The organism is Microbacterium sp. B35-04, from assembly GCF_010634885.1.
Taxonomy (GTDB): domain Bacteria; phylum Actinomycetota; class Actinomycetes; order Actinomycetales; family Microbacteriaceae; genus Microbacterium.
The window spans coordinates 61,071-81,712 of record NZ_MWLP01000014.1 but is presented as its reverse complement, the minus strand read 5'-3'; the positions used below and the strand labels follow the sequence as shown (position 1 = coordinate 81,712).

The window sequence follows — 20,642 nt, the reverse complement described above, 5'->3', positions numbered from 1 at the left end:
GAGCCCCAGGATCGTCCCCGGTTTCTTCGCGCTGATGCGATCATCGATGACGGGCATTCTTGGCGTCAAGTCTTGAACGTAACGCTTTGGCAACGCCGGCGGTTTGACCACGGGCCAGCCGAGAAGCTCGCGCCGAAGAGAGCGCTTACCGTGCAGAATGTGTGCGAGACCCGCCTTGCGCATGCATAATGCGCACCGGGGCTGGCCAAGCGTCGGAGTGCCCCTCGCCGAGTGTTCGCCAAGTGAACCCAGTGCGTCGCCGCACTGGGTTCAGGCGCGGCCGGTGGCTGCGCGTGTGCGGCGGGAGAGCGAGTCGACGATCACCGCGAGCACGAGCACCACGCCGGTGACCATGAACTGCACCGACGAGTCGAGGTTCATGAGGGTCAGGCCCGACGAGATCGACTGGATCACGACGACGCCGACGAGCGCCGAGAACGCCGATCCGCGCCCGCCGAAGAGGCTCGTCCCGCCGATGACGGCCGCCGCGATCGCGTTGAGGTTCACATCCCCCGTGCCCGAGCTCTGGTTCGCCGATGCCAGCCGTGCGGCCGCCAGGATGCCTCCCACCGCGGCGAGCGTGGAGCACATCGCGAACACCGAGAGGTAGATGCGGTCGACCCGGATGCCGGCACGCCGGGCGGCCTCGACCGATCCGCCGACGGCGTACACGGCCCGTCCCCAGCGGGTGCGGGTCAGCACGAAGTTCATGGCGACGATGAGACCGAGGAAGAACAGGAACATCACGCCGACGCCGCGGTAGATGTTCAGGTACCACGTCGCCACCAGGAGGAAGGCGAGCAGGACGGCGCTGCGCACCGCGATCTCGGTGTAGCTCTGACTCACCAGATTCGCCGCCGCCCGCCGTCGCGCGCGGCGCAGGAGCGACCAGGCGAACGCGGCCGCCGCCAGCACCGCCACGACGTAGGACGCCCACGCGGGCAGGAACATCTGCTGCGCGAACTGCACGAGCCAGGAGTCGAACGGGATGGCGATCGAGCCCGTCTCGCCGAGCACCCACAGCTGCAGTCCGAGGAACCCGAGAAGACCGGCCAGCGTGATGACGAAGCTCGGCAGCCCGAAGCGCGTGAAGAGATAGCCGTAGAGCAGCCCGACGAGGCAGCCGACGACGATCGCGGCGGCCAGCGCCAGGAAGAGGTTCCACTGCAGCTGCACGAAGCTCACGGCGAGCACCGCGGCGGCGAGCCCTGAGACCGAGCCGACCGAGAGGTCGATCTCGCCGACGAGCAGCACCAGGACGACGCCGAGTGCGATCGTGCCGATGGCGGCGCACTGCATCGTGAGGTTGACGAGATTCTCGCTGGAGAGGAAGACCGGGTTCAGCAGCTGGAACACCGTCCAGATCACCGCGATCCCCAGCACGACGGGGAGAGCCCCGAGGTCGCCGCCCCGGATGCGCGTCAGGAAGCCTTCCAGAGCGAGACGGATGCCGCTGCCGCTCAGGAGCCGTTCGTCGCCGGTCGGCTCGGTCAGTCGCTCACCGCGCGCGCTCATCGGCTCCCGTCCCCGCGGGGTCGGGGAGTGCGGCGGGAGCCGGCGCGCGGCATGCGGATCACCGTGCCGCCGGCGGTCTGCTCGTCGGACGGTTCCTCATCACGCGGAGCGGTGGCTACGGCATCCGACCGCTCCGGCACGCGCTCCGGTGTACGCCGCGGTGCCGCGGAGTGGTCGACCGCCCCCGTGATGGCGGCGATGAGGATCTCGCTCGTCACGTCGGCGACGTTGTACACGCCGTTGTTGCGGCCGAGGCGCAGCACCACCACGCGATCGGCGACGGCCATGACGTCCGCCATGTTGTGGCTGATGAGGATCACGCCGTGCCCGCGCTCCCGGAGGCGCTCGATGAGGTTCAGCACTTCGGCGGTCTGCGCGACGCCCAGCGCCGCCGTCGGCTCGTCGAGGATGACGACGCGAGGCTCGCCGATCAGCGAACGGGCGATCGCGACGGTCTGGCGCTGACCTCCCGACAGGGAGGCGACGGGGACGCGTACGGAAGGGATCTTGGCCGACAGCTCGCGCAGCAGCGTCCAGGTGCGCTGCTCCATGTCGACCTCGTCGAGGGTGGCGCCGTCGCGGAGCTCGCGGCCGAGCCACAGATTCGCGACGACGTCGAGGTTGTCGCACAGCGCGAGGTCCTGGAAGATCGTCTCGATCCCGAGCTGCTGGGCGTCCGCGGGGGAGCCGATGCCCACCTCTTCGCCGTCGAACTCGATCGATCCGCTGTCGGGCGGGTGCACGCCGGCCAGCACCTTGACGAGGGTGGACTTGCCGGCGCCGTTGTCGCCGACGAGTGCGACCACCTCGCCCTCGTTGACCCAGAAGTCCACGTCGGTGAGCGCTTTGACCGCGCCGAACCGCTTGCCGATGCCGCGCATCGTCAGCACGCGTTCGCGCGGCCGCCCCGTCCGCGGGTGCGTCATCGACATCCTCGCCTCGTCCTCGCTTCGTCCTCGTCGTCGTTCCGGCCCCAGCCGACCCCTGCCAGAGTCGAGACCCTACCCGATGCCCGCAGCTTGGCACGCATCGGCGTAGGCCGGCGTGCAGATGTCGTCGACGCTCCAGAACCCGTCGGCGACCACGGTGTCCATGATCTCGTCGATCGTCACCGCCACGGGGTCGAGCAGCGTGGCCGGCGTCCCCTCGATCTCCAGCGGTGCGGTGACCTCCTCGCCGTGCAGCAGCTTGACGGCGACCTCGGCGGCGAGCTCGGCCTGCGGCTTGATCGCCTTGTACACCGTCATGTACTGGTCGCCGGTGAGGATCCGCTGGATGGCCGAGAGCTCGGCATCCTGTCCGGTCACGATCGGGAGCGGATCCACGTTCGCGACCCGCAGCGCCGCGATCGCGCCGCCGGCGGTGGCGTCGTTCGCGGCGTAGACCCCCGCGATCGCATCGCCGTGCTGGGCGATCTGGCCCGACACCCACTCCTGCGCCTTCTCGGGACTCCACCCCGGCGTGTCGTACTCGGCCAGCACGCGTAGGCCGCTGTCGTCGATGATGCTGTGGGCGCCCTGCTTGAACAGCGCCGCGTTGCTGTCGGTCGGCGAGCCGTTCACCATCAGGATGCCGCTGCCGTCGTCCGTCGCGCGCATCGCGTCGACGAATGCCTGCGCCTGCAGCACGCCGACCTTCTCGTTGTCGAAGGAGATGTAGTACGCCAGGTCGCCCCCGGCGATCAGGCGGTCGTACGAGATGACCGGCACGCCCTTGGCGTTGGCGGTGCTCACGATGCTGACGGCGGCGTTGGCATCCACCGGATCGAGGACGAGCACGCCCGCGCCGGAGGTGAGGGCGGACTCCGCCTGCTGCTGCTGCTTCGCGGCGTCCTGATCGGCGTTGGCGTACAGGACGTCGTAGTCCCCGAGCTCGGCCACGCGGGCTTCGAACAGCGGCCTGTCGAACGTCTCGTAGCGTGCCGTCTTCGCATCGGGCAGGAGGAGCGCGATGGTGTCATCGCTGGGCGGGTCGTTCTCGGTGGGTGTCCCGGTGCAGGCCGAGAGCAGCGCCGCCGCGACGAGCACGACGGCGGCGGCCACCGCGGTGCGGCGCCCGCCCGGGCGCCGCCACGGCCGATCGTGTCGGATGCGGGACATCGGACGAGCCTATGCGGTGATGGGAAGCGAGGTTGCCGTCGGGAGCTGAGCGCTGACCGTCACATGGTCGAGCGCGATGGCGATCGCCCCGCGCGTCTCGGCCCACTCGCCGAAGGAGGCGCCCACGATCTCGGGCAGGCCGCCTGCCGACGGCAGTGCGGTGCGCTCGAGCGAGTGCCGCATCGGCGCCATCAGGATCTCGCCCGCCAGCCCCAGTTCGCCGCCGACGACGATGACCTCGGGATCGAAGAGATTGCAGAGGCTCGCCGCGGCGATGCCGATGTGGCGTCCCGCATCGGCGATGACGCGGCGTGCGGCGCCGTCCCCGGCCTCCGCGGCGTGGAGCAGGTCGCCGAGGCGGTGCATGCCCTCGCTCGGCGGGAACAGCGACAGCAGCGCCGGTCCGCCCGCGTAGGTCTCGAGGCACCCGCGGTTGCTGCAGCGGCAGATCGGCCCGTTCTCGTCGAGCGTGACGTGGCCGATCTGGCCCGCCTTGCCGTTGACGCCGCGGAACAGGTCCCCGCCGACCACGAGTCCGGCGCTGATGGTGTGGCCGACGCGGATGAACACGGAGGATGCGGCGGCGCGGCCGTTGCCCTCGCGCGCCTCGGCGAGTCCGCCGAGGTTCGCCTCGCTGTCGACGTGCACCGGCCGGCCGATGCGCACCGAGAGGCTCTCGGCGACGTCGACGCCCTCCCAGCCGCGCAGCAGGCCGGGGGTCGACACCATGCCGGTGCGCGGATCGATCGGCGCGGGCAGTGCCAGCCCGACGGCGAGGAGGTCCGCCAGCGACCCGCCGAGCGACTCCATCATGTCGCCGAGCAGCAGCGCGAGGCGGTCGAGCTCGGAGTCGTGGCGGTGATCCAGGGGGAGCGGGAGCGAGGACTGCGTGACGATGGTGCGCGCGGTGTCGGCGATCGCGATGTGCAGCTGCCGCGAGCTGTAGTGGACGCCGGCGACGAGACCCAGCCGCCGCGCGAGCGACACGAGGGTGGCGCGGCGACCGCTGCTCGTGGTGAACGACGTGTGGAGCAGTCCCGAGGCCGTCAGCTCTTTGACGATGTTCGACACCGTGGCGGGAGAGAGACCGGTGCTGCCGGCGAGCTCGATCTGGGTGAGGCGGCCGTGGCGCTTGAGCGACTCGACGACGCGCGCGCGATTGGCCTCGCGCAGCGAGGTCTGCGAGCCCGGCGGGGCATTACGGCGTGCCACAGGTCACACTGTAGCCCACCCCCTCGATCGTGGACCGGGCGTGGCGATTTCCCAGGTCGGCCATGGGTTCGCGGTGCAGAGACGATCCCCGTGGGGCCGCACGGACTAGCATCGGTACGCCATGCACTCCGTCGCCGAGGCGCTCCGCGCCGCACTGCCGCCGCACACCGTCGCCACCGACGCCGAGACGCTCGAGCGGCTGAGTCACGACGACGCGGAGTGGGCCGAGTTCGGGCTGCCCGCCGCCGTCGTCTTCGCATCGCGCATCGACGATGTCGTCGCGACCGTCCGCATCGCGGCGGCGCACGGGGTCGCGATCGTGCCGCGCGGCGCGGGCACCGGTCTCTCAGGAGGCGCGAACGCGACGAGCGGATGCCTCGTCCTCTCGCTCGAGCGGATGACGAGGATCGTCGAGGTCGACGCCGCCGAACGCTACGCCGTCGTGGAGGCGGGGGTGCTGAACGACGACCTGCGCCGCCACGTCGCCGCGCACGGGCTCTGGTACCCGCCCGACCCGGCGAGCCAGGCGATCTCGACCATCGGCGGGAACGTGGCGACCAACGCCGGCGGCATCTGCTGCGTGAAATACGGGGTGACCCGCGACTATGTCATCGGTATGACGGTGGTGCTCGCCGACGGCAGCATCGCGAAGCTCGGCCGCACGACCGCCAAGGGCGTCACGGGGTACGACCTGACCGGCCTGTTCGTCGGCTCCGAGGGCACGCTGGGCATCATCGTCGACGTCACGGTGAAGCTGCGACCGCTCGGCGGCCGCGAGGAACGCGCGGTCGTCGGCTATTTCCGGACGCTGACGGATGCCGGACGCGCGGTCGCCGCCGTGTCCGAGGCGGGCATCGTGCCGTCGGCGCTCGAGCTGATCGACCGCACCTGCCTGCACGCCGTGGCGCAATGGCAGGGCTGGGACCTGCCGGAGGACGCGAACGCGCTGCTGCTGGCCAAGGTGGACGAGCCCGGTGCGCGCGGCGAGGAGCTCGCCGCCGCGATCGAGGCGCACTTCCGCACGGAAGGCGGCGACCGCGTCGAACGGGCGGTGGAGCCCGCCGACATCGACCGGCTCTTCGCGGCCCGGCGCCTCGCGTACCCCGCACTGGAGCGGCTGGGCCCGGTGCTGACCGAGGACGTCTGCGTTCCGCGCGGCGCCGTTCCCGAGATGCTCGCGCGGATCGAGGCGGCAGCGGCCGACGCGGGTGTCGTGATCGCCAACATCGCGCACGCGGGCGACGGCAACCTGCATCCGCTGATCATCGCGCCGGAGGGTGACGACGATGCGAAGTCGCGTGCGAAGGCGGCGTTCGACCGCATCGTCGACGACTGCCGCGCCCTCGGCGGAACCGTCACCGGTGAGCACGGCGTGGGCCTCCTCAAGCTGGGCGGCGCGGCGGCGGAGCTCAGCCCGGTGGTGCGAGGACTGCACCGCTCGATCAAGCACGCCCTCGACCCGGCCGGGATGCTCAACCCCGGCAAGGCCTTTCCGAACGGAGACTGAGATGCCCTCGATCCACGCCGACGACTCCGTGATCCACGCGGATGACGGGGTGCGGCTGCACGTCGACGAGGCGGGAGATCCCACCGGCAGGCCGATCGTGCTGCTGGCCGGGTTCAAGGCCGCCGCCACCACTTGGCGGTACCAGGTGCCGGCGCTGGCGCGCGCGGGCTATCGGGTGCTGTCCGTCGACGTCCGCGGCCACGGCGCCGCCGAGCGACCGGCGTCGGGCGTCGACATGGCTCGTCGGGGGAGCGACGTCCGCGACGTGCTCGCGGCGCTCGACCTACGCGACGCCGTCCTGGTGGGCGGCTCGATGGGAGCGAACACCATCTGGTCGTACCTCGGCCAGGAAGGCGCGGAGCGCGTCGCCGCGGTCGTGTCGGTCGATCAGACGCCGAAGATGCTCAACACCGCCGACTGGTCGCACGGCTTCTACGGCTACACCCCGGAGAACGTGGACACGTACTTCGCCACGGGCATTCCCGAGACCGGGCACGGCACCCCGATGCTCCGGCGCGGCATGCGGCTGGTGCGCCTGCTGCGAGCCATGAAGGGCGCCGAGCGCGCGCTGAGCCCCGGCGAGCTCGCGCTCCTCAACGACCACGCCAAGGCCGACTGGCGGCCGGTGATCGCGGCGACGCCGCTGCCGGTGCTCTTCGTCGCGGGCGCCGAGAGCGAGTTCTGGCCGAGCTCGCACGCGGCGGCCGCCGCTGCGCTCGCACCGCGGGGCGAGTCGGCGGTCATCGCGCACGACGGCCATGCGGCGAACATCGAGCAGCCGGCGGCGTTCAACGCCGGGCTGCTCGACTTCCTCGCCCGCATCGGCTGACGTGCCCGCCCCCGGGCGGCGGGCGGCGGGCGGCGGAACCGCTACTCGCGCAGCCGCACCAGTCGCTCGTGCCCCGTCTCCTCGAGCTCGGCGATCGACTCGCGCGCCTTCACGAAGTCGTTGAACGAGCGATAGCCCAGCGCCTTCTCGCTGAACGACGGGTCCATGCGTCGCATGTGCGTCTTGACCGCCGAGCTGTGGAGCCACTCGGAGTCGTCGTTCTTGTCGTGGCCGAGCCGCAGCGCGCGCTCGAGCAGCCGGGTCGCCGTCTCCTGCGGATCCTCTGCCGGCTCCTCCACGGGCTGCGGCTCCACGGGCTCCGGCGCCTCGGGAGCCGCGGCCTCGGCGCGCGCAGCGACCGTCTTGGACGAGGCACGACGATTCGTGCGCTTAGGCGGCGCCGCGGTCTCCAGCGCCTCGTTGAGCGCGGCCTCGATCTCGGGCGCCGACCGGGTCGGGGCCGCCTCGGCGGCGTCGTCTGCAACCGCGTCGGACGTGACGGCCTCGGGCGTGACGGCCTCGGGCGTGACGGCCTCGGGCGTGACGGCTTCCTGAGCCGCGGCATCCGTCACTGCCGTCTTCGCCGTCCCTCGACGGCCTCCCGAGCGCGGCGCCGCGGTGGCTGCTGCGCCGCCATTCTCCTTCGCCTTCGTCGCACGACTCGAAGAAGCGGCCTTCGCCTTCGCCGGCGCCTTCTCCGGCGCTCTGTCGGGGGCCTTCACCGCCTTCGCGGGCTCACGCGAGAAGCGCGGGACGCCGGGCAGCGAGTCGTACGCCTCGAACTCGTCGCAGGCGGCGGCCAGCGACTTCGCCGTCGACCCGGCCACGCCGACACCCACCACGTAGCGGCCGAGGCGCTTGCATCGCTGGGCGAGCGGGACGTAGTCCGAGTCACCGGCGACGATGACGACGTGCGTGAGGTCGGGCAGGCGGAACATGTCTTCGACGGCATCCACGGCGAGGCGGATGTCGGCGCCGTTCTTGGCGTATGCCGCGGCGGGGAAGAGCTGCACCAGATCCACAGCACGGGCGACGAGCTGCGAGCGATAGATCGCGTTGACGGGAGCCGACCAGTCGGCGTACGCACGGGTGAGGACCAGCGTGCCGAAGGATGCCGCGAAGTCGATGATCGCGCCGACGTCGATCGTCGCCGCCGAGAGCCGGTCGGCGATCTCGGGATCGGCCGGGTTCTCGGCGATGCGCTGGCGGTCGCGCGAGTACGAGTTGCGGCCGTGCACGCGGTCGTACCAGGACATCACGATGTTGTCGAAGTCGAGGTACACCGCGACGCGGGGATTCTGCAGATCGGGCATGTCAGGCCTCTCCGGGGTAGCGCACGCCCACGAGCGCGCGGATCTCATCGAGCGCGGCCATGATCGCGACGGTCTCGTCGATGGGCAGCACGTCCGAGTCGGTGCGACCCTCGGCGAGATAGCGCGCGGCCGCCAGCGCCTGGTACTGCATCCCGCGGCCGGCGACGTCGGAGACGAAGTCCTCGAGCACCGTGCCGTCGTGCGAGACGACACGGAATGACGTCGGGGTGTACCAGACGCGCGCGATCTCGAGGCGGGCGTCGGTTCCGATGATCGCGGCCGTGTTGGGGCCGGCCGCGCGGGAGGCGGAGAGCGTCGTGGAGAGCGCCCCGGACTCGTGGGCCATGATGGTGGCGATCTCGGTGTCTGCTCCGGTGTCGCCCAGGCGGGCGGACGCCCCGATCGACAGCGGCTCGCCGAGGATGTCCCACACGAACGACACCGGGTAGATCCCGAGGTCGAGCAGGGCGCCGCCGCCGAGTGCCAGGTCGTTGAGCCGGTGGGCGGGATCGCTCGAGATCCGCTGGGTGTGGTCGGCGGTGATCGCACGGATCTCGCCGAGCGCGCCCGAGGCCACGATCTCTCGTATGCGCACCATGTGGGGCAGATACCGCGTCCACATGGCCTCCATTGCGAGCAGTCCGCGCTCGGCCGCGGCGTCGCGGACCGCTGCGGCCTCTGCGGCGTTCAGCGTGAAGGGCTTCTCGACGAGCACGTGCTTTCCGGCCTCGAGCGCCAGCAGGGCGTTGGCGGCATGCATCGGATGCGGTGTGGCGATGTAGACGATGTCGACGTCGGGGTCGGCGACCAGGTCCTCGTACGAGCCGTGGGCGCGGGGGATGTCGAAGTCGGCGGCGAACGCCTCCGCGGTCTCGCGGCGACGCGATCCCACCGCGGCGACGTCGAGCCCCGCGGTGCGGAGGTCCGCGGTGAATGCCCGTGCGATGCCTCCGGGACCGAGGATGCCCCAGCGTGGGGAGGACGAGCCGGGGGACTGCCGGCCCGATGGTGAGGACTCTGAGGTCATGACACGAGGCTAGTGGCGGGAGCGCACCGGCGCCCGATCTGCTAGCGCGCGACGGCCTCCGGCTGCCGCGCCGCGTCGGCGCTCTGGGCGCTCGGGGCGCTCTCGGTGATCCGGTCGAGCGCGCGGGCGAGGTCGTCGACGATGTCGCGGGCGTCCTCCAGACCGATCGACAGGCGCACCGTCGTCGGGCCGATGTGGGCCTCGGCCAGCTGCGTCGGCGACATGTGGCTGTGCGTCATCGAGGCGGGGTGGGCGACGAGGCTGCGGGCGTCGCCGATGTTGGCGACGAGCCTGACCACCTGCAGGCGCGAGATGAACTCCTCGACGAGGCGGAAGTCGGCCTCGGCATCGCCCGTCGCGGGCAGATCGAACGCGAACACCGAGCTCACCCCGTGCGGGAGGTAGGTCTGCGCCTGGGCCCGCCACGGGCTGGAGTCGAGCCCCGGGTGGTGCACCCGCGCGACCGCGGGATGGGTCTCGAGGAACCGCGCGACGGCGAGCGCGCTCTCGGTGTGGCGCTGCATGCGGAGGTCGAGCGTCTCGAGACCCTGCAGCAGCTGGAAGGCATTGAACGCCGACAGCGACGGGCCCAGGTCGTGGACGTACTTCGTCTTGACGAGCGCGATGTACGGCGACCCCGTCTGGCCGAAGCGCTCGACGAGGCTGCCGTCGGGGACGCGCGGGTAGGTCTGCGTCAGCTGGGGCCAGCGCTCGGGCTGGGCGGTGAAGTCGAACGTGCCCAGGTCGACGACGACCCCGCCGAGCGAGGTGCCGTGGCCGCCCAGGAACTTCGTCGCGGAATGAACCACGATGTCGGCCCCGAAATCCTTGGCCCGCTGCAGGTACGGCGTCGCGACGGTGTTGTCGATCACGAGGGGCACGCTCGCGGCGCGGGCGACGGCTGCGACCGCGCCGAGGTCGAGCACCTGCGCGATGGGGTTCGAGATCGACTCGGCGAAGAGCGCGCGGGTGGTCGGACGCACGGCGGCGCGCCACGCCTCGATGTCGTCCTGGTCGACGAACGAGACCTCGATGCCCCAGTCGGCGAACGTGTCCTGCAGCAGGTCGACCGTGCCGCCGTAGAGCTGGCGCGCGGCGACGATGTGCTCGCCCTGCTTGGCGAGCGCGAGCAGCGCCACCGCGACGGCCGCCTGGCCGGACGCCACGCCCGCGGCGCCGATGCCGCCCTCGAGCTCGGCCACCCTGCGCTCGAACACGAGCACGGTCGGGTTCGCGGCCCGGCTGTAGATGTTGCCGTCCTTGCGGAGTGCGAAGAGGTCGCGCGCCTCGGACAGCGATCGGAACTCGAAGCCGTTGGACTGGTGGATGGCGGGAACAGCGGTGTTCTCCGCGACGCCGGAGTCGAACCCGGCCTGCACCTGCGCCGTCGCGAACGAGCGAGGGGCGGCCGGACGAGGCGGCAGGTCGTTGTCGGTGGCACGAGGCATGCTGACCATTGTCGAGCCGGGTGGGCCGTGCCGGTACGTCGTGTGTCGAACTGTTGCGGCGCCGGCTCCGGCGCCCCCGCGCGGCGGTAGAGCGCGCGCGGGTGAGAGGCGAGCCGGAATGGAAGCCAGAATGGACCAGTGGCGCAGCTGATCACCCCCGCAGAACTCGACGACCTCATCCGTGCCGGCGCCGTCCGCGTGCTCGACGTCCGCTACCGCCTCGACCGTCCGGACGGCAGCGTCGAGCACCTCGAGGGACATGTGCCCGGCGCCGTGTACGTCGACATGGAGACCGAGCTCTCGCAGCACGGCCGGCCCGAGGATGGGCGGCATCCGCTCCCGTCCACCGAGGGTCTGCAGGCCGCCGCCCGCCGCTGGGGCCTTCGCGACGGCGACACCGTCGTGATCTACGACGACGACCGTTCCCTCGGCGCCTCGCGCGCGTGGTGGCTGCTCACGCGCTCGGGCGTCGGCGACGTGCGCATCCTCGACGGTGGGCTCGGCGCGTGGCCGGCCGCCGGCCTGCCGCTCGAGACCGGACCCGTGGTGCCCGAGCCGGGCGACGTGTCGCTCGCCCCGCTGGCGGAGCCGGTGCTCTCGATCGACGGGGCCGCGGCGCTCGCCGCCTCCGGGGTGCTCATCGACGTGCGCGCCGCCGAGCGCTACCGCGGCGAGGTCGAGCCCGTCGACCCGATCGCGGGGCACATCCCCGGAGCCGTGAACCTTCCGACCGGCGCGTACATGGACGGTGAGCGCTTCCGGGATGCCGCGAGCCTGCGTGCGCTGTTCGCCACCGTCGGCGTCACCGAGGACGTGACCGCGGCCGCCTACTGCGGGTCGGGCGTCACCGCCGCGCAGGCGGTGTTCGCCGCCGAGCGGGCGGGACTGCGGCTCGGCATCTACCCGGGCTCATGGAGCCAGTGGTCGAACACTCCTGGGCGCCCGATCGCCACCGGCGCCGCGCCGGCCGAGGTCACCGCCGGCGTGTGACCGCCGGCGTCAGGGCACCAGGGTGATCTTGCCGTCCACGCCCGCCTCGATCGCGCGGTGCGCGTCTGCTGCGTCGGCGAGGGCGAACGACGGGCCGAGCTCCACCGAGAAGCGCCCCGCCGCCATCAGGGCGACCGCGACCGGCACAGCCTCGGTGCGCCACACCTGCTGCTGAGCGGTGAGCGGCTGGGGAGACCCGCCCGAGAACGCACGGATGCCGCGGCCCGCGGCATCCCGTCCCCGCACCAGCGTCGCGATCCGCTGCCGATCGGGCACCAGTTCGATCGACGTCTCCAGGGCCTCATCGGTGCCGGCCGCGTCGATCGCGACCGTCACGCCGTGCGGGGAGACGTCGCGCACGCGGTCGATGAGCCCCTCGCCGTACTCCACGGGCGTGGCGCCGAGCGCACTCACCCGTTCGAACCGGCGCTCGGACGAGGTCGCCACGACGCTCGCGCCCCACAGCACGGCCAGTTGGATGAGCGCCTGCCCGACGGCACCCGATCCGCCGTGCACGAGGAGGGTGTCGCCGTTGCCGACGGCGAGCGAGCGCAGCGCCTGGTAGGCGGTGCCGACCGGGATGCCGAGTGCGGCGCCTTCGGCGGCGCTCACGTGCGGTGCGCGGGCGAAGACCCGCCCGGCGGGGACGACCACCTCGGTCGCGTACGCGCCGGACGCACCAGCGAACACGACCGGGTCGCCGGCCCGGAACCCGTCCACCTCGTCGCCGACGGCGACCACGACGCCCGCGCCGTCGCCGCCCACGCGTCGCGGCTCGGTGATCTCGCCCGACGGGCGTGCGCCGGAGCGCAGCTTCGCATCGATCGGGTTGACGCCGGCCGCGGTGACGCGGATCGCGACCTCGTCGGGGCCGGGCACCGGCTCGGGGACGGGGATCTCGTGCAGCACTTCGGGGCCGCCGAACTCGGTGTACACGATCGCGGTGGTCATGGCGGGGGCAACTCCTGTCGTCGAGGCCGCTCTTCGCGCAGGGACTGCTCCCATCGAGCACCTAGCCGCGCAGGGCTCGCTGAATCCGCTGCAGCGACACGGGCTCCGCCGTGCCGAGCGACTGCGCGAACAGGCTCACACGGTACTCCTCGAGAAGCCACCGTGCGTGCACGAGCGGCCCCGGAGCGTCATCGAGCGGCGGGATGGTGCCGCCGGCCTCGGCGAAGACGGTCGCGGCGCGCTCGAACTCCGTCATCCGCTGCCGGTCGCGGCCCGGATTGTCGGCGAGGGTGCGGACGCGGTCGAGCGCGCCACGCAGGTACCGCGGAAGGTGCGCGAGGCGCGCCGTGCCGGTGCGCGACACGAAGCCCGGGAACACCAGACCCGCGAGCTGGCCCTTGACGTCGTTGAGGGCGCCGAGCAGCGTCAGCGAATTGCCCTCGCGCATCGCCTTCTCGACCTCGCGCGACGCCGTGAGGATCCGTGCGGCGAGCGACACGGTCTGGAAGAGCTCGTCCACGACGGCGCTCGAGAACGCGTCGCGCACCGCCTCGAAGCCGGCCCGTGTGCGCACCGGCCCGTTCGCCGCGGTGCGCGTGATGACGGCATCCGCCACCGCCACACGGCAGTCCTCGATCAGCGCCTTCGCCGACGGATACGGGGATGCCGCGAGCGCGAGCTTCTCGGCGGACGTCAGGTGCTCGAGCACGTACGCCGTGGGAGAGGCGACCGACAGTAGCACGAGCCGGCGCACGCCCGCCCGCGTGGCACGGGCCGCCGCTTCGGGAGTGGTCTCGATGCGGACGGCCACCGAGGCGTTCTCGTCGACGAGCGCGGGGTAGCCGCGCACGACGCCGCCGGCGACCTTCGTGTCGACGACCTCGGGGAGGTCGCCGAACGTCCAGTCGGTCAGCCCTGCGCGCTCGGCGAACGTCGACTCGGGCCGCGCCGCAGCACCCGGCGCGGCCGCCGATCGCGGTGCCGGCACGCCTGCCGCCGGCCCGGACGCCGGCGCCCGCGTGGTGAGCGAGCGGGAGACGGATGCCCGTGCCCGGTCGGCGAGCCGTGCCTGAAGGGCCGTGAGGTCACGGTCCGAGCCGACGGCACGGCCGCGTTCGTCGACCGCACGGAACGAGACCTGCAGGTGACCGGGCACGCGCTCCATCTCGAAGTCGGCGGTGCTCACCGGCTGACTCGCGACGCGCTGGATCCGCGCGGCGAGCGCCTCTCGCAGCCCCGTCGGCGGCAGGCCGTCGTGGGCCTCCGGACCCTGTGCGGCGAGGTCGGCCGAGAAGGTGGCCGCCCAGTCGGCGGCGGGCACCACATGGCGGCGGATGGACTTGGGAAGCGAGCGCAGCAGGGCCGTGATGAGCTCGTCGCGCATGCCCGGCACCTGCCAGTCGAACCCGTCCGGGCGCAGCTGTGCGAGGAGCGCGAGCGGCACGACCGCCGTGACGCCGTCGTCGGCGGCACCGGGTTCGAAGCGGTACGCGAGCGAGAGCACCTGGTCGCCCTGCGTCCACCGCGCCGGGAAGTCGCGCTCATCGCCGCGCGAGGCCTCGTCGACGAGGTCGGCCTCGGTCATGTCCAGGAGGCGCGGCGTTCGGGCGGAGGCTTCGCGCCACCACGCCTCGAACGACCGCGCGTCGAACACGTCGCGCGGGATCCGCGCGTCGTAGAAGCGGTACACGGCCTCGTCACCCACCAGGATGTCGCGGCGCCGCTCGCGCTCCTCGACCTTCTCGAGGCGCCGCCGCAGCTCCAGGTTGCGCCGCTTGAAGGCGGTCAGCCGCTTGTCGAGGTGCGTCGAGTCCCAGTCGCCCTCGACCAGCGCGTGGCGCAGGAACAGCTCGCGCGCGAACGGACGGTCGAAACGTGCGAGCTGCACACGGCGCTTCGGCACGATCTCGAGCCCGAACAGCGTGACCTTCTCGTAGGCGGATGCCGCACCCGACGCCTTCGACCAGTGCGGCTCGCTCAGCGACCGCTTGGCGAGGTCGCCTGCCAGCGGCTCGGCCCACTCCGGGTCGATCGCGGCGACCGTGCGGGCGAACAGCCGGCTGGTCTCGACGACCTCGGCCGCCATCACCGCGCTCGGGCGCTTCTTCTTGAGCCCCGAGCCCGGGAAGATCGCGAAGCGCGTGCCACGCGAGCCCAGGTACTCGGCGCCGCGGCGCTGGTCGGCGCGGTCGGCACGGTCGGACGATCGGCCGCGTACGGCGGTGCCGGTCGTGCGCTCGTCGAGGATGCCGAGCTGCGACAGCAGGCCCGAGAGGATCGCCTTGTGGATCTGGTCGGCGTCGGCGGCGCCTCCGTGACCGCTCCCTGACTCTGCGTGACCGGTCTCTGCGCCTGCGTGACCGGTCCCTGCGCCTGTCGAAGGGCGCGGAGCTTTCACCAGGGTGCTCAGCTGCCGGTGCACGTCGGCCCACTCGCGGACGCGCACATAGTTGAGGTGCTCGGCGCGGCACAGCCGCCGGAACGCGCTCGAGCCGAGCTCGGACTGCTTCTCCCGCAGATGGTTCCAGAGGTTCAGGAGGCTCACGAAGTCGCTGGTCGGGTCGGTGAACCGCGCGTGCAGGCGGTCGGCCTCCTCGCGCCGGTCTTCGGGGCGCTCCCGCACATCCTGGATGGACAGCCCCGCGACGATCGCCAGCACGTCGCGGAGGACCCCGGTGCGGCGGGCCTCGACGAGCATGCGGGCGAAGCGCGGGTCGATCGGCAGGCGCGCGATCTCGCGGCCGAGGTCGGTGAGCGTCGGGTGGCGTTTCGTCTCGCTCGTTCCTCGCTCGCTCAACGACCGATCCGTCACAGCGCCGAGCTCGACCAGCAGGTCGAACGCCGCCTTCACGCCGCGGGAGTCCGGCGGGGTGAGGAACGGGAACGACGAGATGTCGCCGAACCCGAGCGACAGCATCTGCAGGATGACCGAGGCCAGGCTCGTGCGCAGGATCTCGGGCTCGGTGAACTCGGGCCGGCTGTCGAAATCCTCCTCGGAGTACAGCCGGATCGCGATGCCGTCGCTGGTGCGTCCGGCGCGGCCGGAGCGCTGCTGCGCGGACGCCTGCGACACGGCCTCGATCGGCAGACGCTGCACCTTGCTGCGGTTGCTGTACCGCGAGATGCGGGCCGTGCCGGTGTCGACGACGTACCGGATGCCGGGCACCGTAAGGCTCGTCTCGGCCACGTTCGTCGCGAGGATCACACGACGACGGATGCCGGCGACCCGCGACCGCTCGAACACGCGGTGCTGCTCGGCCGCCGAGAGCCGCCCGTACAGCGGCAGCACTTCGGTGGGTGCGGCATCCTTCGCGTACATGCCCCGCACCGCATCCGCGGCGTCCCGGATCTCGGCCTCGCCGGGAAGGAAGACCAGCACGTCGCCCGCGGGCTCCCGGTCCAGTTCGCGAAGCGCCGACGTGATGCCGTCGACGTCGTCGGTCTCGTCCGCGTCCTTGGTGGGGCGAGCCGGCGGGCGGTAGCGGATCTCCACCGGGTAGGTGCGTCCCGACACCTCGATGATGGGCGCAGGGGTGCCGTCGGGTTTCGCGAAGTGCTCGGCGAAGCTCTGCGGGTCGATCGTCGCACTGGTGATGACGACCTTGAGATCGGGGCGCTTGGGGAGGATCCGCCGCAGGTACCCGAGCAGGAAGTCGACGTTGAGAGACCGCTCGTGGGCCTCGTCGACGATGACCATGTCGTAGCGACGCAGCAGCCGGTCTCGGTGGATCTCGTTGAGGAGGATCCCATCGGTCACGAGAGCGATGCGCGTCTCCTCCGACACCTTGTCGGTGAAGCGCACCTTGTAGCCGACGGTCGAGCCGAGCGGCACCTGCATCTCCTCGGCGATGCGCTCGGCGATCGTCCGGGCAGCGATGCGGCGGGGCTGCGTGTGGGCGATGCGCGTGCGGCCGAGCTCCAGCGCGATCTTGGGGAGCTGGGTCGTCTTGCCCGAGCCGGTCGCACCGGCCACGATGACGACCTGGTTGTCGCGGATCGCGCGCGCGATCTCGTCCCGCGCGGCGCTGACGGGAAGCTCCGGCGGAAACGAGATGACGGGTGCGGGCGCAGACATAGCCTTCGATCGTATCCCGTCCGCCGGCCGGTCAGCCCTGCCTGCCGCGTCACGTCGTGCGAGGGGGCCGCGCAAAGGGGGTTGTGTCGCAGAGAACTTTGCGATACAAAGTTGACATGACGATCGACACGAACCGCGGATCCGCGCCGTCGCACCCGCGACCGCGGACCGGCGACGGCGCGCTCGCCTGGGGCATCGGCCTGCCGGCCCTGCGCGTGGCACTGGTCGCGGTGGCCTGCACGCTGGCGTGGCTCGTGGTCGGCCTCAGTGCGGAGTGGATGCCGTACCCCTTGCCGCCGATGTTCGCTGCGATCGCGATGCTGCCGGTCAACCTCGTGTGCCTCGCGCTGGTGGTACGGCGGCTGCGATCGCAGGGCCGCCACGTGGGCGATCTCGTCGGCTACCGCCGCGGCCGGCTGGGCCGCGACATCCTGTGGGGCCTGCTGTGGCTGGTGGTGCTCTACGTGCCGTTCACGCTGACCGTCATGCTGGTGATGGCGCTGCTGCACGGCGATGCCATGTACGTCGCGTTCGAGACCGTCTTCTTCGATCCCGAGGCGAGCTTCCCCGTCTCTCCGGGGGTCGCCGCCGTGCTGGCCGTCGTCGCCGTGGTGACCTTCGCGCCGCTGAACGCTCCCGCAGAAGAGCTGCTGTACCGCGGCACGGCGCAGCAGGATCTGACGAGACGGATGCCGGTGGTCGTCGCGATCCTCGTGGCATCGGCGTTCTACGGGCTGCAGCATGTCTGGTACGCGCCGACGCCCGACGCGGTGCTCGTGTACGCGTGCGCCTTCTTCGTCTGGGGAGTCGGCTCCGGTCTCATCGCGTGGCGACAGCGCCGGCTGCTGCCCATCATCGTCGCCCACTTCCTGGTCGACCTGCTCACGTCGCTGCCCGCCCTCGCCGTGCCCTTCCTCCTCGCGAACGGAGCATCATGATCCTTCCCGATCCGCCCGCCGGCCCGGGTGACGACATGCGGGACGATCCGCGCGAAGTCGCGGCGATGCTGGAGCTGGTCCGCTCCGAGCAGGATCGGATGACTCGGCGCCTCGCCGCCGGCGTCCCGGTCATCCTGCTCGCCTGGGGGCTGGCGTGGTTCGTCGGGTTCCTGCTGCTGTGGATGATCGATGGAGCGCGGCCCGCCTTCGCGATCCCCGTCGCGGTGGCCGCGGTGGCATTCGCGGTGCTCATGGCGGGAGCGCTGGTCGTCAGCGCTGTCGTGGGGGCGCGCATGGGCCGCGGCATCCGTCAGGCTCCCGGCGCGGCGTGGACCGGCATCGTGTTCGGACTCACGTGGCCCATCGGGTTCCTTGCGATCATGGCGCTCGGTCGCGCACTGGTGGTGAACGGGATGCCGCCGGAGCTGGGCAGCATCTACTACCCGACGTCGGCGACGATCTTCGTCGGCATCATGTACGTGCTGGCCGGCGGAATCTGGCGCAACTGGCAGTCGATCGCGATGGGCGCCTGGATCCTCGTCGTCGCCGCCGTGGCCCCCTTCTTCGGCTATCCCACCCACTACCTGGTGTTCGCGCTCGCGGGCGGCGGCGTCTTCCTGGTGGGTGCGCTGGTCGCCTGGCTGTGGCTGCGCGAGAGCCGTCGCCGTCCCGAGCCCGACGAGGACGCCGATGAGTGAGCTGGATCCGATCATCCACGCCGCCGCGCGGCTGCGCATCACCGCGGCGCTGGCGACGCTCGACGCGGGTGAGAGCATCACCTTCCCCCGCCTGCAGGAGCTGCTCGACATGACCGCGGGCAACCTGTCCACGCACCTGCGCAAGCTCGAGGAGGCGGGGTACGTCGCGGTCGACAAGACCCACCGCGGGCGCACGCCGGTGACGTATCTGGCTCTCACCAAACAGGGGCGACGCGCCTTCGAGGACTACGTCGAGACCCTCCGATCCGTGCTGGGAGAATCCGCATGACCATCGCCGAGTTCGCACACGTCACACGCCGCTACGGAGATCTCGTCGCCGTCGACGACGTCAGCCTCGGGATCGACCCCGGCGTCATCGTCGGGCTCCTCGGGCCCAACGGGGCGGGCAAGACCACGCTCCTCTCGCTGCTGCAGGGTCTGCGCCGCCCGACCTCCGGGCGAGTGACACTGTTCGGCGCAGACCCCTCCGACGCGCACGCGCGACGCCTGCTCGGATCGACCCCGCAGGAGACCGCACTGCCCGACACGCTGCGCGTCGGCGAGGTGCTCGACTACGTCGGCGGACACTTCGCCGATCGGGCGCCGACGGGGGAGCTGGCCGTGGAGTTCGGCCTCGACGAGCTGCTGCGGCGGCAGTGCGGGTCGCTCTCCGGCGGCCAGAAGAGACGTGTCGCGGTCGCCCTCGCGTTCGTCGGGCGCCCGCGGCTCGTCCTCCTCGACGAGCCGACGACCGGCCTCGACGTGGATGCGCGCCGCACGCTATGGGCCGCCATCCGTCGCCAGCACGAGGCGGGTGCGACGGTCGTCGTCACCAGCCACTACCTCGAAGAGATCGAGGCGCTCGCCCAGCGCGTCGTGGTGCTCGGAGACGGGCGCGTGCTCGCCGACGACACCGTCGCGCGCGTGATCTCGCGCGTGGGCGTCAGCCGCGTCGAGCTGTCCGCGTCCGACAGCGGCGCGATCGCCGCACTCCCGAGCGTCGTGCAGCACGAGAGTATCGACGGGCGCGAGATGTTCACCGTGACCGACGCCGATGCGTTCGTGCGGGAGCTCGTGGTGTCGGGTGCCGACTTCCGCGCTCTCACCGTGCGGGGAGCAACGCTCGAGGAGGCCTTCCTCGCGCTCACCGAGGCGTCCGCGCCGGGCTCGGGCCCGGCGGCGGCCTCCCGCCGGAAGGACGTCGCATGACCAGCTCGCCCACCGCCGCGCCGGCGACCCGTCGAACCGACGGGCGAACGCCGCCGTCGACCCTGCGCCTCACGACGCTGCACGCGAGGTACGTTCTCATCGAGACGTTCCGTGTGCCGATCGCCGTGATCGGGACCATCGTCTTCCCGGCCGTCTCGCTGCTGTTCTTCGTCGTGCCCCAGCGCGCGGTCGCCGACCACCCGCTCTTTGCGACGCAGGCCGTCATTTCGGTGTGCGTGTTCGCGGTCATGGCGAACGCGCTGTTCTCGTTCGGGCTCACGATCTCGGAGAACCGCGAGAAGCCGTGGGATCCGTACCTGCGGACGCTGCCCGCGCCGGGACTCGCCCGTGTGCTGGCGCAGATCCTCTCCACCGGCGCACTGGGGATCGTGGCCATCGTGCCCGTGATCGTCATCGGCGGCCTCTTCACCGCGGCCGAAGCGCCGCCGCACCGGGTCGTTGCGGGACTCATCGCGCTCGCGGTGTCGGCCGTCCCCTTCATGCTGATCGGCACGGCGGTCGGCTACGCGTTCCCCTTCAAGGCGGCGATCGCCGTGATCCAGATCGTGATGTTCGCGCTGGCGTTCATCGGCGGGCTGTTCCTGCCTCCGATCCTCTTCGCCGACTGGCTCAACGCGATCTCGAAGTTCACCCCCTCGCGGCAGGCCCGCGAGTTCGTGATCTGGGCCGTCTCCGGCGGTCCGCTCGAGTGGTGGGTGTGGGTCGGGATCCTGGCGTGGACGGTCGCGATGCTCGTCCTCTCGCTGGTGCTCTACCAGCGTGACGAGGGCAAGCGCTACCGCTGACCGGCACGCGGCGACGCGCCTAGGC

General features: G+C 71.7%; 17 protein-coding genes and 1 pseudogene. 8 read left to right on the top strand and 10 right to left on the bottom strand.

The features are described from left to right. Nucleotides 1-270: 270 nt before the first annotated feature. The 4 genes from B1729_RS04490 to B1729_RS04475 form a co-directional block, all read right to left on the bottom strand. Nucleotides 271-1,515 (bottom strand): sugar ABC transporter permease, encoded by a 1,245-nt coding sequence (locus B1729_RS04490; RefSeq protein WP_163618595.1) that lies wholly within the window; start codon nt 1,513-1,515, stop codon nt 271-273. After that, nucleotides 1,512-2,447, bottom strand: coding sequence for an ATP-binding cassette domain-containing protein (locus B1729_RS04485; RefSeq protein ID WP_239525999.1), 936 nt, complete (start codon nt 2,445-2,447; stop codon nt 1,512-1,514). The genes B1729_RS04490 and B1729_RS04485 overlap by 4 nt, the downstream gene beginning before the upstream one ends. Before the next feature lie 69 nt (nt 2,448-2,516). Continuing rightward, nucleotides 2,517-3,614 (bottom strand): substrate-binding domain-containing protein, encoded by a 1,098-nt coding sequence (locus tag B1729_RS04480; RefSeq protein ID WP_163618597.1) that lies wholly within the window; start codon nt 3,612-3,614, stop codon nt 2,517-2,519. A 9-nt stretch (nt 3,615-3,623) separates the two neighbouring features. After that, the gene (locus B1729_RS04475; protein WP_204260110.1) at nt 3,624-4,826 is read right to left on the bottom strand and encodes an ROK family transcriptional regulator; all 1,203 of its coding nucleotides are present in this window, start codon (nt 4,824-4,826) and stop codon (nt 3,624-3,626) included. A 121-nt stretch (nt 4,827-4,947) separates the two neighbouring features. On the opposite strand from B1729_RS04475, the gene B1729_RS04470 reads away from it, so the two are divergent. Beyond that, a complete protein-coding gene (locus B1729_RS04470; RefSeq protein WP_163618598.1) occupies nt 4,948-6,333 on the top strand; it encodes an FAD-linked oxidase C-terminal domain-containing protein in 1,386 nt (461 codons plus the stop codon). Between the two features lies 1 nt (nt 6,334). Beyond that, on the top strand, nt 6,335-7,162 hold the full coding sequence (locus B1729_RS04465) for an alpha/beta hydrolase (protein ID WP_163618599.1): 828 nt from the start codon (nt 6,335-6,337) through the stop codon (nt 7,160-7,162). 41 nt (nt 7,163-7,203) lie between these two features. Here the strand turns inward: B1729_RS04465 and B1729_RS20935 are convergent, their stop codons facing one another. The 4 genes and pseudogenes from B1729_RS20935 to B1729_RS04445 all read right to left on the bottom strand — a co-directional run bounded on the left by B1729_RS20935 (nt 7,204) and on the right by B1729_RS04445 (nt 10,950). Further along, a complete protein-coding gene (locus tag B1729_RS20935; RefSeq protein ID WP_345770802.1) occupies nt 7,204-7,461 on the bottom strand; it encodes an OST-HTH/LOTUS domain-containing protein in 258 nt (85 codons plus the stop codon). Between the two features lie 453 nt (nt 7,462-7,914). Continuing rightward, a pseudogene (locus B1729_RS20930) lies at nt 7,915-8,475 on the bottom strand (NYN domain-containing protein); the annotation flags it as partial. A 1-nt stretch (nt 8,476) separates the two neighbouring features. Continuing rightward, nucleotides 8,477-9,502 carry a Gfo/Idh/MocA family oxidoreductase gene (locus B1729_RS04450; RefSeq protein ID WP_163630935.1) on the bottom strand — a complete coding sequence of 342 codons (1,026 nt, stop codon included), beginning with the start codon at nt 9,500-9,502 and terminating at the stop codon, nt 8,477-8,479. A 41-nt stretch (nt 9,503-9,543) separates the two neighbouring features. Further along, nucleotides 9,544-10,950 (bottom strand): PLP-dependent transferase, encoded by a 1,407-nt coding sequence (locus B1729_RS04445; RefSeq protein WP_163630933.1) that lies wholly within the window; start codon nt 10,948-10,950, stop codon nt 9,544-9,546. Nucleotides 10,951-11,088: 138 nt separating this feature from the next. Here B1729_RS04445 and B1729_RS04440 point away from each other — a divergent pair, with 138 nt between their 5' ends. Continuing rightward, a complete protein-coding gene (locus tag B1729_RS04440) occupies nt 11,089-11,940 on the top strand; it encodes a sulfurtransferase (protein WP_163630931.1) in 852 nt (283 codons plus the stop codon). Nucleotides 11,941-11,949: 9 nt separating this feature from the next. Here B1729_RS04440 and B1729_RS04435 read toward each other — a convergent pair whose 3' ends face one another. Together B1729_RS04435 and hrpA are read right to left on the bottom strand one after the other, a co-directional pair. Further along, nucleotides 11,950-12,891 (bottom strand): NADP-dependent oxidoreductase, encoded by a 942-nt coding sequence (locus B1729_RS04435; protein WP_163630929.1) that lies wholly within the window; start codon nt 12,889-12,891, stop codon nt 11,950-11,952. Between the two features lie 61 nt (nt 12,892-12,952). After that, nucleotides 12,953-16,966, bottom strand: coding sequence for an ATP-dependent RNA helicase HrpA (gene hrpA, locus B1729_RS04430; RefSeq protein WP_163630927.1), 4,014 nt, complete (start codon nt 16,964-16,966; stop codon nt 12,953-12,955). A gap of 116 nt (nt 16,967-17,082) precedes the next feature. Here hrpA and B1729_RS04425 point away from each other — a divergent pair, with 116 nt between their 5' ends. Genes B1729_RS04425 through B1729_RS04405 form a run of 5 tightly spaced genes read left to right on the top strand, consistent with a single transcriptional unit; the run spans nt 17,083 to nt 20,617 of the window. Then, nucleotides 17,083-17,904 (top strand): CPBP family intramembrane glutamic endopeptidase, encoded by an 822-nt coding sequence (locus B1729_RS04425; protein WP_163630925.1) that lies wholly within the window; start codon nt 17,083-17,085, stop codon nt 17,902-17,904. Next, complete coding sequence (locus B1729_RS04420) at nt 17,901-18,602, top strand: hypothetical protein (RefSeq protein ID WP_163630923.1); 702 nt, start codon at nt 17,901-17,903, stop codon at nt 18,600-18,602. Before B1729_RS04425 ends, B1729_RS04420 begins: the two co-directional genes overlap by 4 nt. Continuing rightward, nucleotides 18,595-18,891: a transcriptional regulator gene (locus tag B1729_RS04415; protein WP_163618607.1), complete on the top strand. Its 297-nt coding sequence runs from the start codon at nt 18,595-18,597 to the stop codon at nt 18,889-18,891. The genes B1729_RS04420 and B1729_RS04415 overlap by 8 nt, the downstream gene beginning before the upstream one ends. Continuing rightward, a complete protein-coding gene (locus B1729_RS04410; protein ID WP_163630921.1) occupies nt 18,888-19,811 on the top strand; it encodes an ABC transporter ATP-binding protein in 924 nt (307 codons plus the stop codon). The genes B1729_RS04415 and B1729_RS04410 overlap by 4 nt, the downstream gene beginning before the upstream one ends. Then, nucleotides 19,808-20,617, top strand: coding sequence for an ABC transporter permease (locus tag B1729_RS04405; protein WP_163630919.1), 810 nt, complete (start codon nt 19,808-19,810; stop codon nt 20,615-20,617). Before B1729_RS04410 ends, B1729_RS04405 begins: the two co-directional genes overlap by 4 nt. The last annotated feature ends 25 nt before the right edge of the window (nt 20,618-20,642 follow it).

Bases quoted from the DNA above. Each gene is read 5' to 3' on its own strand.
- hrpA (WP_163630927.1), bottom strand. From the start codon at position 16,966: ATGTCTGCGCCCGCACCCGTCATCTCGTTTCCGCCGGAGCTTCCCGTC.
- B1729_RS04405 (WP_163630919.1), top strand. From the start codon at position 19,808: ATGACCAGCTCGCCCACCGCCGCGCCGGCGACCCGTCGAACCGACGGG.
- B1729_RS04425 (WP_163630925.1), top strand. From the start codon at position 17,083: ATGACGATCGACACGAACCGCGGATCCGCGCCGTCGCACCCGCGACCG.
- B1729_RS04415 (WP_163618607.1), top strand. From the start codon at position 18,595: ATGAGTGAGCTGGATCCGATCATCCACGCCGCCGCGCGGCTGCGCATC.
- B1729_RS04435 (WP_163630929.1), bottom strand. From the start codon at position 12,891: ATGACCACCGCGATCGTGTACACCGAGTTCGGCGGCCCCGAAGTGCTG.
- B1729_RS04410 (WP_163630921.1), top strand. From the start codon at position 18,888: ATGACCATCGCCGAGTTCGCACACGTCACACGCCGCTACGGAGATCTC.
- B1729_RS04420 (WP_163630923.1), top strand. From the start codon at position 17,901: ATGATCCTTCCCGATCCGCCCGCCGGCCCGGGTGACGACATGCGGGAC.
- B1729_RS04490 (WP_163618595.1), bottom strand. From the start codon at position 1,515: ATGAGCGCGCGCGGTGAGCGACTGACCGAGCCGACCGGCGACGAACGG.
- B1729_RS04465 (WP_163618599.1), top strand. From the start codon at position 6,335: ATGCCCTCGATCCACGCCGACGACTCCGTGATCCACGCGGATGACGGG.
- B1729_RS04480 (WP_163618597.1), bottom strand. From the start codon at position 3,614: ATGTCCCGCATCCGACACGATCGGCCGTGGCGGCGCCCGGGCGGGCGC.
- B1729_RS04485 (WP_239525999.1), bottom strand. From the start codon at position 2,447: ATGTCGATGACGCACCCGCGGACGGGGCGGCCGCGCGAACGCGTGCTG.
- B1729_RS04450 (WP_163630935.1), bottom strand. From the start codon at position 9,502: ATGACCTCAGAGTCCTCACCATCGGGCCGGCAGTCCCCCGGCTCGTCC.
- B1729_RS04470 (WP_163618598.1), top strand. From the start codon at position 4,948: ATGCACTCCGTCGCCGAGGCGCTCCGCGCCGCACTGCCGCCGCACACC.
- B1729_RS04445 (WP_163630933.1), bottom strand. From the start codon at position 10,950: ATGCCTCGTGCCACCGACAACGACCTGCCGCCTCGTCCGGCCGCCCCT.